The following is a 12,050-nucleotide window of genomic DNA, read 5'->3' on the forward strand; positions in this document are numbered from 1 at the left end:
TTCCCTATCTCGCCGATGTCCCACTCCATGCAGCTCCTTCCGGTGCAGGCGCTGCCCGAGGCGGCCCCGCACGACGCGTCCTGCGCCCAACAAAAAAGCCTCACGAGGAGGCTTTCTTGCATCAAGAAAGATCTGGTAGCGGGGGCAGGATTCGAACCTGCGACCTTCGGGTTATGAGCCCGACGAGCTGCCAGACTGCTCCACCCCGCATCAGAGTCCGAAGAGTTTACCGGGATGGCCGATTTCTTGCAAGCCTCGAACCCCGTGCATTCGTCACCCCGCAGGCATTCACAATCCGAATGCGCGTCGGCACCACGCGAGCAGCGGGCCCCAGTACAGACCCAGCGCCAGCAGCGACAACGCATTGAGCGACAGCACCACGCGCAGCGGCTGGTCCGCCTGCGCCTGCAGTGCGCCACCTTCCACAGGCTTGTCGAAGTACATCACCTTGACCACGTACAGGTAGTAGTACAGGCCGATGATGGCAAACACGATGCCGACGATCGCCAGCCACAGCATGTTCGCGTGGATCGCCGCCTCCAGCACGAGTACCTTGGCCCAGAAACCGAACAGCGGCGGCACACCGGCCAGCGAGAACATCGCCAGCAGCATCAGGAATGCCATCCACGGCGACTTCTGGTTCAGTCCCTTCAGGTCGGCGATTTCCTCGCATTCGAAGCCGGCCCGGGTCATCGCCAGCATCACGCCGAACGCGGCCACGCCCATCAGCGCATAGCAGATCGCGTAGAACATCGCCGCGGCATAGCCTTCCGGGCCGGCGGCGGCCAGGCCCAGCAGCAGGTAGCCCATGTGCGAGATGGTCGAGTACGCCAGCATGCGCTTGAGGTTGGTCTGCACGATCGCAACCAGGTTGCCGATCGCCAGCGAAATCACGGCGAGCACCGCAAGCATCAAGTGCCAATGCTGCGACAGATCGCCCATGCCGGCGTCGAGCAGGCGATAAGCCATGCCGAACGCGGCCAGCTTCGAGCCCGAGGCGATGAAGGTGGTGACCGGGGTCGGCGCGCCCTGGTAAACGTCGGGAATCCACATGTGGAACGGCGCGGCACCCAGCTTGAAGCCGATGCCCACGACCATGAAGACCAGGCCGAACAGCAGCAGGGTCGGCGCCGTGGTGTAACTCATCACGTTGTGCAGTTGGGCCAGGTCCAGGGTCGGCGTGCCGCCCATGCCGGAAGCGCCGTAGACCATCGACATGCCGTACAGCAGCATGCCCGAGGCCAGCGCGCCCAGCACGAAGTACTTGATCGCCGCTTCCGGCGGCAGCTTCGCGTCGCGGTTCAACGCCACCAGCGCATACGACGACAGCGACAGCAACTCCAGTCCCAGGTAGACGGTGACCAGGTTGCCTGCCGAGACCAGCAGCATGATGCCGAGCACGGCGAAGATCATCAGCGTGTAGAACTCGCCGCTGACCAGCTTGCGGTCGATCAGGTACGGGCGCGCATAGACGAATACCATCGCGGTGGTGCCCAGCACGAACACCTTGAGGATCTCGGCCACGTCGTCGCGTACGAACATGCCCCCGAACGCGGTGACCGCCTGCGGCGGCTGCCCGGCGACCACCAGGTAGATCGCCACCAGCAGCACGGCGATCGAGATCCAGTGCAGCAGGGGTCGCTGTGCGGGCTTCATGAAGGCGTCCAGCAGCAACAGCAGGCACGCCGCCGCCACCAGGTAGAACTCCGGCAGCAGGATCAGGATGTCATTGAAAGTCGGCATGTCGGGTCCCGATCAGATCTTGTGAATGGCGAGCTGCTGCACCAGCTGCGACACCGAACTGTCCATCAGGTGGACCAGCGGCTGCGGCCAGATGCCCAGCGCCAGCACGGCGGCGGCGAAGGCGGCCAGCACGAACGTCTCGCGCCCGTTGATCTCCTTCATCTCCGCCACGTGCGGATTGGCGATCGCGCCCCACAGCACGCGCTTGACCAGCCACAGCGTGTAGCCCGCACCGATGATCAGGGTGAACGCGGCGAACAGCGCGATCCACGGATTGGCGGTGAAGCTGGCCAGGATCACCATGAACTCGCCCACGAAACCGCTGGTGCCCGGCAGGCCGCAGTTGGCCATCGCGAACAGCACGTAGAAGAAGCCGAACCACGGCATCGCATTGATCACGCCGCCGTAATCCTTGATCAGGCGCGTGTGCAGGCGGTCGTACATCACGCCGATGCAGGTGAACATCGCGCCGGAGACGAAGCCGTGCGAGATCATCTGGACCATCGCGCCCTGCATGCCGAGCATCGCCATGTCGGTGTGGCCTTGATCGCGCACCAGCATGAAGGCGATGAAGATGCCCAGCGTGACGAAGCCCATGTGCGCCACGGACGAGTACGCCACCAGCTTCTTCATGTCCTCCTGCACCAGCGCGACGTAACCGATGTAGACGATCGCGACCAGGCTGAGCACGATCACCAGCCAAGCGAAATGCGCACCGGCATCGGGCACGATCGGCAGGATGAAGCGCAGCATGCCGTAGGTGCCGACCTTCAGCATCACCGCCGCCAGCACCACCGAACCGCCGGTCGGCGCCTCGACGTGGGCATCCGGCAGCCAGGTATGCACCGGCACCATCGGCACCTTGATCGCGAAGGCGATCAGGAACGCGAAGAAGATCCAGGCCTGCTCGGTGAACGTCAGCGGCAGCGCCGCCAGCGTGGCCAGATCGAACGTATGCGCCTTCTGGTACAGGTACAGCAGCGCGATCAGCATGAAGACCGAGCCGAAGAACGTGTAGATGAAGAACTTCAGCGTCGCATACACGCGGCGCGGACCGCCCCAGATGCCGATCAGGATGAACATCGGGATCAGGATCGCCTCGAACAGCGCATAGAACAGCAGCGCGTCGGTGGCGCAGAACACGCCGATCAGCAGGCCCTCGAGGATAAGCATCGCGGCCATGTACTGGTGCGGCTTGTCCTGGATGACCTCCCACGCGCCGGCGATCACCAGGATGCCCACGAAGGTGGTCATCACGATCAGCGCCACCGAGATGCCGTCGACCGCCAGACCGTAATGGACGCCCCAGGAGGCAATCCACAGGTGGCTCTCGACCAGCTGCATCGCGGCGCCGGCGGGGTTGTACTGCACCAGCAGGAACAGGCTGGCCACGAAGGTCAGCACCGCCACCAGCAGCGACAGCCAACGCGCCAGGTCGGGCCGGGCCGAACCGGCAAGCAGCACCGGGATGGCTCCGACGACGGGTAGCCAGATCAGCAGGCTGAGCAAGTGATTGAACATGGATCCCGTTTCCCTTATTGCCCGGCCAGCCCGGATCCGACCAGCCAATACCCGCCAAGCAGCAGGATCAGGCCGAGGATCATCGCGAAGGCGTAGTGATAGAGGTAGCCCGACTGCAGGCGGCGCATCGTGGCGGCGACACGGTGCACCATGCTCACCGAGCCGTTGACCATCGCGCCGTCGATCAGCGCCGTCTCGCTGGCCTTCCAGAAGCCGCGACCCAGCGCGACACCACCGCGGGCGAACAGCGCGAAGTACACGTCGTCGACCCAGTACTTGCGGTCGAGCACCGTCCACAGCGGCTTCAGCGTGGACTTGATCCGGTCGGCCAGCGCCGGATTGAACAGGTAGATGTAGGTGGTGGTCACGAAAGCGACGAGCACCAGCAGGAACGGCAGCTGGGTGAACCCGTGCAGCGCCATCGCCGCCGCGCCGTGGAATTCATGGCCCAGCTCGGCCAGCACGTTGTTCGCCTCGTCCACATGGATCGCGCCACGGAACCAGTTGCCGAACAAGGTGGGACCGACCGTGAGGAAGCCGACCAGCAGCGACGGGATCGCCAGCAGCACCAGCGGCAGCGTCACTACCCACGGCGACTCCTTCGGCGCATGCGCCAGCACGCCCGGCTCGTGGTGGCCATGGTCGTCATGGCCGTCGTGATGACCGTGGCCATGCGGCTCGACCACGGTGAAACGCTCCTTGCCGTGGAACGTGAGGTACATCTGGCGGAACGTGTACAGCCCCGTCACCAGCGCACCGGCCATCACGCAGAAGTAGGCATAGTGCGCACCCCAGCGGTGCGATAGGCCGACCGCCTCGATGATCGCATCCTTCGAATAGAAGCCGGAGGTGAACGGCACCGCCACCAGCGCCAGCGAACCGATCCACATGGTGATCCAGGTGATCGGCATGTACTTGCGCAGGCCGCCCATGTAGCGCATGTCCTGCTCGTGATGCATCGCGATGATCACCGAGCCGGCGCCGAGGAACAGCAGCGCCTTGAAGAACGCGTGGGTCATCAGGTGGAACACCGCGCCCGAGTACATCGACACGCCCAGCGCCACCGTCATGTAGCCCAGCTGCGACAGCGTGGAGTACGCGATCACCCGCTTGATGTCATTCTGGACTATGCCAATCAGGCCGGTGAACAATGCGGTGGTGGCGCCGATCACCAGCACGAAGCTCAGCGCGGTCGACGACATCTCGAACAGCGGCGACATGCGCGCCACCATGAAGATGCCGGCGGTGACCATCGTCGCCGCATGGATCAGCGCGGAGATCGGGGTCGGGCCTTCCATCGAGTCGGGCAGCCACACGTGCAGCGGCACCTGCGCCGACTTGCCCATCGCGCCGACGAACAGGCAGATGCAGATCACCGTGGCCGCGTCCCACTGCGTGTGCGCGGTGATCTGCAGGGTCTTGCCGGCCAGGCCGGGGGCCGCGGCGAACGCGGTGGCGTAGTCCAGCGTGCCGAGGAAATACAGCACCGCCGCAATGCCGAGCAGGAAGCCGAAGTCGCCCACGCGGTTGACCAGGAACGCCTTCAGGTTGGCGAAGATCGCGGTCGGCCGCTTGTACCAGAAGCCGATCAGCAGGTACGACACCAGGCCCACCGCTTCCCAGCCGAAGAACAGCTGCATGAAGTTGTTGCTCATGACCAGCATGAACATCGAGAAGGTGAACAGCGAGATGTAGCTGAAGAAGCGGGTGTAGCCGTCGTCGTCGGCCATGTAGCCGATGGTGTAGACGTGCACCAGCAGCGACACGAAGCTCACCACCACCAGCATCAGCGCGGTCAGGCGGTCGACCATGAAGCCGATGCTGGCGTTGAACGGGCCGATCTGGAACCAGGTGTAGATGTTCTGGTTGTATTCGGGCGCGCCGCCCACGGTGAGCTGGTACAACACGTAGAACGACAGCGCGCACGACACCGCCACGCCGAGGATAGTGATGCTGTGCGAACCGGCGCGGCCCAGGAACTTGCCCAGGAAACCGGCCAGCACGCAGCCCACCAGCGGCGCCAGTGCGATCGTCAGCAGGATGGAAGTGGAAAGACCCATGTGATCAGCCCTTCATGCTGTCGATGTCGGCGATATTGATCGTGCTGCGCGTACGGAACAGCAGCACCAGGATCGCCAGGCCGATGGCGGCTTCCGCCGCGGCCACGGTGAGGATGAAGAACACGAACACCTGCCCCGCCACATCCCCGAGGAAACGCGAGAACGCCACGAAGTTCATGTTCACGGCGAGCAGCATCAGCTCGATCGACATCAGCAGCACGATCACATTCTTGCGGTTGATGAACATGCCGGCGACGGCGACGCAGAACAGCACCGCGCCGAGCACGATGTAATGCGCGAGCGAGATCATGGCTGCGGCTCCTGTGATGCGGTCGATTCATCGGGGCGGACGGCGGCCATCTTCACGATGCGCACGCGGTCGCGCGGATTGACCTTGACCTGCTGGCTGGCCGATTCGTGGCGCGCGTCGCGGCGCTCGCGCAGGGTCAACGCCACGGCTGCCACGATGCCCACGGTGAGGATCAGCGCGGCGATCTCGAACGGCAGCAGGAACTTCGTGTACAGCGCATGGCCCAGCCATTCGGTATTGTTGGTCACGCCCTCGGCCAGCGCAGGGTCGGCACCCATGACCTTTGTCTGCATCGCGCGCACGCCGATCAGACCGAGCATCTCCACCAGCATCACCGCGGCCACGATCAGGCCGACCGGCAGGAATTTCACGAAGCCCTCGCGCAGCTTTTCCTGGTCGATGTCGAGCATCATCACCACGAACAGGAACAGCACCATCACCGCGCCCACGTAGACCACGATCAGCGCCAGCGCCAGGAACTCGGCTTCGAGCAGTAGCCACAGGCAGGCCGCACTGAAGAAGGTAAGCACCAGCGCCAGCACCGCGTGCACGCTGTTCTTCAGCGTGATCACCGACAATGCCGCGGCGACGGTGACGAAACCGAAGGCGTAGAAACAGATGAGTTGCAACAGTTGGGGGTTCATCGTTGGCCTCAGCGGTACGCCGCATCCTGCGTGCGGTCGGCGGCAATCTGCTGCTCGAAGCGATCGCCGATGGCAAGCAGCTTCTGCTTGTCCACCACGTTCTCGCCACGGTGTTCGAAGTGGTATTCATGGATCGAGGTCTCGACGATCGAATCGACCGGGCAGCTCTCCTCGCAGAAGCCGCAATAGATGCACTTGAACAGGTCGATCTCGTAGCGGGTGGTGCGGCGCTGGCCGTCGCTCTCGCGCGGCGCCGAGTCGATGGTGATCGCCAGCGCCGGGCACACCGCCTCGCACAGCTTGCAGGCGATGCAGCGCTCCTCGCCATTCGCGTAGCGGCGCAGCGCGTGCAGGCCGCGGAAGCGGTTCGACTTGGGGATGTGCTCCATCGGGTAGCGCATCGTGTACTTCGGCTTGAACAGGTAGCGCAGGGTCACGCCCATGCCCTGGAACAGCTCGACCAGCAGCAGGCTCTTGAAATAACCGGTAACGCGACTCATGGCTTATGCCCCCGTGCCGATGCTGGCCAGGCCCCAGTATTTCAGGCAGCCGGCCACGAAGACCCACGCGATGGCGATGGGAATGAACACCTTCCAGCCCAGCCGCATGATCTGGTCATAGCGATAGCGCGGGAAGGTGGCGCGGAACCACAGGAACATGAAGGAGAACAGGAACGCCTTGATCAGCAGCCAGGGGAAACCGCCATGGCCGATGAAACCCCATGAGGCCGGGAACGGCGACAGCCAGCCGCCCATGAACAGCACCGCGGCAAGGAAGCTGAGCAGGATCATGTTGGCGTATTCGGCCAGAAAGAACAGCGCGAACGCCGAGCCGGAATATTCCACGTGGAAGCCGGCGACGATCTCCGACTCGCCCTCGGCCACGTCGAACGGCGCGCGGTTGGTCTCGGCCACGCCGGAGATGAAGTACACCACGAACACCGGCAGCAGCGGCAGCCAGAACCAGTCGAAGATGCCCTTGTTGCCGGCCTGCGCGTTGACGATCGCGCTGAGGTTCAGCGAGCCGGCCAGCACCAGCACGCAGACCAGACACAGGCCCATAGCCAGTTCGTAGGAGATCACCTGCGCCGCCGAACGCATCGCGCCGAGCAGCGCATAGCGCGAGTTGGATGCCCAGCCGGCAATGATGATGCCGTACACGCCCATCGAGGTCATCGCCAGCAGGTACAACACGCCGGCGTTGGCGTTGGACAGCACCATCGTGCTGCTGAACGGCACCACCGCCCATACCGCCAGCGCGGGGACAAGCGCGATCATCGGCGCCATGTAGTACAGGAAGCGGTTCGCCTTGGTCGGCAGGATCACCTCCTTGACCAGCAGCTTGACCACGTCGGCAAAGGCCTGCAGCAGGCCGAACGGGCCGACCTTGTTCGGCCCCATGCGCACGTGCATCCAGCCGAGAACCTTGCGCTCCCAGTAGACGAACATCGCCACCGCCAGCACCAGTGGCAGCACGATGCACAGGATGTAGATGATCGGCCACACGAGCTGGTTGATGAGTTGATCAGCCATGATGCTTATGCCTTGCCCAAGGTGATGGCCGCGCCGTAGGGCGGCAGCGTGACGGTGAGGTCCTGGGCCGCCTCGATCCACGCCGTGCCGTCGGGCACGGCGGTATCGATCACCAGCGGCAGCAGCGCGTCGGCGGCACGCACCCGGTCGCCGGCGGCGAGGCCATGCCGGCCGGCTTCCGCGGCATTCAGGCGCACCGCGGGCGCACGGTTCAGCGGGTGCGCATTCAACGCCGTCGCGCGACGCAATACCGCGTCGCTGCGGTAGATCGGCCAGGTGGCCAGGCGGGTCAGGCCGGTGACCGTCGTACGCACGGCCAGGCCGCTGCGCGACGTCGCCGCACGTTCGGTGATGCCGTCGCGCAGGCCGGCGAGATCGTCGAACTCGAAGCCGGTCAGTTGCAGGGCGCCGCCCAGCGCACGCAACACCTTCCAGCCAGGCCTGGCCTGGCCTGGCGCCTTCGCGCCGGCCGCCACGCCCTGGGCCAGTCCATCGACGTTGACCAGGGTCGCGTCGATCTCCGGCAACAGCGCTATCGGCAGGATCACGTCGGCCACCTCGCGAAGCGCGGCACTGGCATAGGCGCTGAACGCCACCACCTGATCCGCGCCATGCAGCGCCCGCAAGGCCGCGCCGCCATCGGCAAAATCGTGCGGCGGCTCCACGCCGTACAGCAGGTAGCTCTTGCGCGGCTGCGCCAGCATCGCCTGCGCGTCCAGCCCGCCGTTGCCCGGCACCACGCCGAGCCGCGCCAGGCCGACGGCATTCGCGCCGACCGGCAGTTCGTCGTAGCCGGCACCGGTGGCATCGGCGATGAACCGGGCAATCGCACGCAGCCACGACGCCTGCGGATGGGTCGCCGCGGCCTCACCGAGGATTACCACGGCCCTGCCCTGCCCCGCCGCAGCCTGTTTCAACGCGGCAATCGCATCGCTGTCGCCTGCGTCGCTCTGCACGGCGTTGATCGCCTCGGCCAACGCTGCCGGTGCGCTCGCGCCGGCAGCGACCGCCGCCCTGGCCAGCGCCAACAGCGCTTCGACCAGCGCCTGCGGCGCCACGATCGACTCGCCGGCCAGCTTGTAGTTGAAATCGAAGTGCGCCGGATTGACCGCGTAGACCTTCGCGCCCTTCTTGGTCGCCTGATGCAGGCGGTGGTTCAGCAGCGGCATTTCATGACGCAGGTCGGAACCGACCAGCAAGGCGGTCCGCACCTGCCCGATCTCCGCCACCGGCAGCGCGAACGGCCGCGCCACGGCGTTGTCGGCAAAGTCGAGCTGGCGCAGACGATGATCGACGTGCGCGCTGCCCAGGCCGCGGGCCAGCCGCATCAGCAGGTCGCCCTCCTCGTTCGAGGTGGCCGGGTGCAGCAGGATGCCCAGCTCGCTGCCCGGCGCCTTCTTCAATGCCTCGCCGGCGAACTGCAGGGCGTCCTCCCAGGTGGTCGCCTGCCACTGGCCGTTGCGCTTCACTTCCGGCGCACTGATGCGGTCGGCGGCGTACATGCCCTGGTGGCTGTAGCGGTCGCGGTCGGACAGCCAGCACTCGTTGACCGCCTCGTTGTCGCGCGGCACCGTGCGCAGCACTTCGCCGCGGCGGGTGTGCAGCCACAAGTTGGAACCCAGCGCATCGTGCCAGGCGATCGACGGTTTGGCGACCAGCTCCCACGCACGCGCCTTGAACTGGAACGGCTTGTTGGTCAGCGCGCCGACCGGGCAAACGTCGATGATGTTGCCCGACAGCTCGCTCTCGACGTTCTTGCCGATATACGTGCCGATCACATGCCGGTCGCCGCGATCCATGTCGCCCAGCTCGTAGGTGCCGGCGATCTCGCTGATGAAACGCACGCAGCGCGTGCAGTGGATGCAGCGCGTCATCTCGGTGGCAACCAGCGGGCCGAGGTTCTCGTCGGCCACGGTGCGCTTGCGCTCGGTGAAGCGCGACACGCTGCGGCCGTAGCCCAGCGCCATGTCCTGCAGTTCGCACTCGCCGCCCTGGTCGCAGATCGGGCAGTCCAGCGGATGGTTGATCAGCAGGAATTCCATCACGTTGCGCTGCGCGTGCAGCGCCTTGTCCGAACGGGTCAGCACCTTCATGCCTTCGGCCACCGGCGTGGCGCAGGCCGGCTGCGGCTTCGGCATCGGGCGCCCGCCCATCTCCACCTCGACCAGGCACTGCCGGCAGCTCGCCGCGATCGGCAGCTTGCGGTGATAGCAGAATCGCGGAATCGGGACGCCGGCCCGGTCGGTGGCCTCGATGATCATCGAGCCCTTGGGGACCTGGATCGGCTTGCCGTCGACCTCGATGTTGACGAGGTTCGGCGTGGTGTTCTGGGTCGGCTGCGCGCTCATGCGGCGGCTCCAAACTTGTCATCGACCATCGAGCGCCCATGCTCGACGTAGTATTCGAATTCGTGCCAGTAGTGGCGCAGGAAACCCTGCACCGGCCACGCCGCCGCCTCGCCGAATGCGCAGATGGTGTGACCCTCGATCTGGCCCGCCACCGTCTTCAGGCGATGCAGGTCGTCGGCATTGCCCTTGCCGGCGACGATGCGCGTCAGCACGCGGTGCATCCAGCCGGTGCCTTCGCGGCACGGCGTGCACTGGCCGCAGGATTCCATGTGGTAGAACTGGCTGATGCGCTCGCAGGCCCGCACCATGCAGGTGGTCTCGTCCATCACGATCACCGCGCCCGAGCCGAGACCCGAACCGGCCTTCTGGATCGCGTCGTAATCCATGGTGAGGCCCATCATCGTCTCGCCCGGCAGCACCGGCATCGAGGAGCCGCCCGGGATCACCGCCTTGATCTTGTGCCCGTCGCGCACCCCGCCAGCCATCTCCAGCAGCTCCGCGAACGATGTGCCCAGGCGGATCTCGTAGTTGCCGGGACGGTTGACATGGCCGGACACCGAGAAAATCTTCGGGCCCCCGTTGTTCGGCTTGCCCAGGTTGAGGAACCAGTCAGCGCCGTTGCGCAGGATCGCCGGCACCGAGGCATAGGTCTCGGTGTTGTTGATCGTGGTCGGCTTGCCGTACAGGCCGAAGTTGGCCGGGAACGGCGGTTTGAAGCGTGGCCAGCCCTTCTTGCCTTCCAGCGATTCCATCAGCGCGGTTTCCTCGCCGCAGATGTAGGCGCCGGCGCCCAGTGCCGCATAGATGTCCACGTCCAGCCCGGTGCCCTGTACGTTCTTGCCGAGCAGGCCGGCCGCGTAGGCTTCCTTCAACGCCGCCTCGAAGTGCTCGTACGGCTCGTGATGGAATTCGCCGCGCAGGTAGTTGTAGGCCACGGTGGAGCCGGTGCAGTAGCACGCGATCGCCAGGCCTTCGATCACCGCGTGCGGGTTGTAGCGCAGGATGTCGCGATCCTTCGCCGTGCCCGGCTCGGATTCGTCCGAGTTGCACAGGATGTATTTCTGCATGTCGCCCTTCGGCATGAAGGACCACTTCAGGCCGGTGGGGAAGCCCGCGCCACCACGACCGCGCAGACTGCTCTTCTTGATTTCCTCGACCAGCGACGCCGGATCGGGCTTCTCGGCGAGGATCTTCCTCCATGCCTTGTAGCCGTCGACCTTCTCATAGCTTTCCATCGACCACGGCGTGTCGAAATGCAGCGTGGTGTAGACGACCTGGTGATCCTGGGGGGCGGGTCCGACGGCCATCAGTGCTTCCCCTCGGCGTCGTGGGCGTGCGCAGGGCCGTCAATGCTCAGGCCGTCAAGGATCGCATCGAGCTTCTCGATGGTAAGGTGCTCGTGGTAATGCCCGTTCACCGTCATCGCCGGCGCGTATACGCAGGCCGCGATGCACTCCTCTTCCTTCTTCAGGTAGACGCGCCCATCCGGCGTGCTCTCGCCCAGCTTGATGCCAAGCTTCTTCTCGCAGTGGCGCACCAGGCCGTCGGCGCCGTTGAGCCAGCACGAGATGTTGGTGCAGATCGCCACGTTGTTGCGGCCGACCGGCCTGGTCTCCAGCATCGAGTAGAAGCTGGCCACCTCGTACGCCCAGATCGCCGGCAGGTCCAGGTACTTCGCGACCGCGGCGATCAGCTCGTCGGTGAGGAAGCCGCGGTTCTGCTCCTGCGCGCCGAACAGCGCCTGGATCAGCGCCGAGCGCTTGCGGTCCGGCGGAAACTTGGCGACCCATGCATCGATGTGCTGGCGGGTGTGCTCGGTGAGTACGACGAGAGGATCGACGTTCCTGACCTGCTCGTAATGTCCGGTGGCTTTCATGCGTTTCTCCGTCGTG

The 12,050-nt window shown here is 65.2% G+C and carries 10 protein-coding genes and 1 tRNA gene; all 11 read right to left on the reverse strand.

The annotated features are described in order from the left end of the window. Window positions 1-133: 133 nt before the first annotated feature. The 11 genes from AC1Q5A_RS08345 to nuoE all read right to left on the reverse strand — a co-directional run bounded on the left by AC1Q5A_RS08345 (window position 134) and on the right by nuoE (window position 12,034). Window positions 134-210, reverse strand: a tRNA-Met gene (locus tag AC1Q5A_RS08345). 78 nt (window positions 211-288) lie between these two features. After that, complete coding sequence (gene nuoN, locus AC1Q5A_RS08350) at window positions 289-1,743, reverse strand: NADH-quinone oxidoreductase subunit NuoN (protein WP_492700092.1); 1,455 nt, start codon at window positions 1,741-1,743, stop codon at window positions 289-291. Between the two features lie 12 nt (window positions 1,744-1,755). After that, a complete protein-coding gene (locus tag AC1Q5A_RS08355; protein ID WP_492700093.1) occupies window positions 1,756-3,264 on the reverse strand; it encodes an NADH-quinone oxidoreductase subunit M in 1,509 nt (502 codons plus the stop codon). A gap of 14 nt (window positions 3,265-3,278) precedes the next feature. Continuing rightward, on the reverse strand, window positions 3,279-5,324 hold the full coding sequence (gene nuoL / locus AC1Q5A_RS08360; protein WP_492700095.1) for an NADH-quinone oxidoreductase subunit L: 2,046 nt from the start codon (window positions 5,322-5,324) through the stop codon (window positions 3,279-3,281). A 4-nt stretch (window positions 5,325-5,328) separates the two neighbouring features. Further along, a complete protein-coding gene (gene nuoK / locus AC1Q5A_RS08365; protein ID WP_492700097.1) occupies window positions 5,329-5,634 on the reverse strand; it encodes an NADH-quinone oxidoreductase subunit NuoK in 306 nt (101 codons plus the stop codon). Further along, window positions 5,631-6,278, reverse strand: a complete 648-nt coding sequence (locus tag AC1Q5A_RS08370) for an NADH-quinone oxidoreductase subunit J (protein WP_492700099.1) — start codon at window positions 6,276-6,278, stop codon at window positions 5,631-5,633. Before AC1Q5A_RS08370 ends, nuoK begins: the two co-directional genes overlap by 4 nt. An 8-nt stretch (window positions 6,279-6,286) precedes the next feature. Then, window positions 6,287-6,778: an NADH-quinone oxidoreductase subunit NuoI gene (gene nuoI, locus AC1Q5A_RS08375; RefSeq protein WP_492700101.1), complete on the reverse strand. Its 492-nt coding sequence runs from the start codon at window positions 6,776-6,778 to the stop codon at window positions 6,287-6,289. A 3-nt stretch (window positions 6,779-6,781) separates the two neighbouring features. Next, complete coding sequence (gene nuoH / locus AC1Q5A_RS08380) at window positions 6,782-7,810, reverse strand: NADH-quinone oxidoreductase subunit NuoH (RefSeq protein ID WP_492700103.1); 1,029 nt, start codon at window positions 7,808-7,810, stop codon at window positions 6,782-6,784. A gap of 5 nt (window positions 7,811-7,815) precedes the next feature. Continuing rightward, window positions 7,816-10,158 carry an NADH-quinone oxidoreductase subunit NuoG gene (nuoG, locus tag AC1Q5A_RS08385; RefSeq protein ID WP_492700105.1) on the reverse strand — a complete coding sequence of 781 codons (2,343 nt, stop codon included), beginning with the start codon at window positions 10,156-10,158 and terminating at the stop codon, window positions 7,816-7,818. Continuing rightward, window positions 10,155-11,465, reverse strand: coding sequence for an NADH-quinone oxidoreductase subunit NuoF (nuoF, locus tag AC1Q5A_RS08390; protein ID WP_492700107.1), 1,311 nt, complete (start codon window positions 11,463-11,465; stop codon window positions 10,155-10,157). The genes nuoG and nuoF overlap by 4 nt, the downstream gene beginning before the upstream one ends. Further along, window positions 11,465-12,034, reverse strand: coding sequence for an NADH-quinone oxidoreductase subunit NuoE (nuoE, locus tag AC1Q5A_RS08395; RefSeq protein WP_492700109.1), 570 nt, complete (start codon window positions 12,032-12,034; stop codon window positions 11,465-11,467). The genes nuoF and nuoE overlap by 1 nt, the downstream gene beginning before the upstream one ends. Window positions 12,035-12,050 lie beyond the last annotated feature (16 nt).

The organism is Rhodanobacter sp. GW835-FHT13D09, assembly GCF_058793995.1.

Bases quoted from the DNA above. Each gene is read 5' to 3' on its own strand.
- nuoN (WP_492700092.1), bottom strand. From the start codon at position 1,743: ATGCCGACTTTCAATGACATCCTGATCCTGCTGCCGGAGTTCTACCTG.
- AC1Q5A_RS08355 (WP_492700093.1), bottom strand. From the start codon at position 3,264: ATGTTCAATCACTTGCTCAGCCTGCTGATCTGGCTACCCGTCGTCGGA.
- nuoL (WP_492700095.1), bottom strand. From the start codon at position 5,324: ATGGGTCTTTCCACTTCCATCCTGCTGACGATCGCACTGGCGCCGCTG.
- nuoK (WP_492700097.1), bottom strand. From the start codon at position 5,634: ATGATCTCGCTCGCGCATTACATCGTGCTCGGCGCGGTGCTGTTCTGC.
- AC1Q5A_RS08370 (WP_492700099.1), bottom strand. From the start codon at position 6,278: ATGAACCCCCAACTGTTGCAACTCATCTGTTTCTACGCCTTCGGTTTC.
- nuoI (WP_492700101.1), bottom strand. From the start codon at position 6,778: ATGAGTCGCGTTACCGGTTATTTCAAGAGCCTGCTGCTGGTCGAGCTG.
- nuoH (WP_492700103.1), bottom strand. From the start codon at position 7,810: ATGGCTGATCAACTCATCAACCAGCTCGTGTGGCCGATCATCTACATC.
- nuoG (WP_492700105.1), bottom strand. From the start codon at position 10,158: ATGAGCGCGCAGCCGACCCAGAACACCACGCCGAACCTCGTCAACATC.
- nuoF (WP_492700107.1), bottom strand. From the start codon at position 11,465: ATGGCCGTCGGACCCGCCCCCCAGGATCACCAGGTCGTCTACACCACG.
- nuoE (WP_492700109.1), bottom strand. From the start codon at position 12,034: ATGAAAGCCACCGGACATTACGAGCAGGTCAGGAACGTCGATCCTCTC.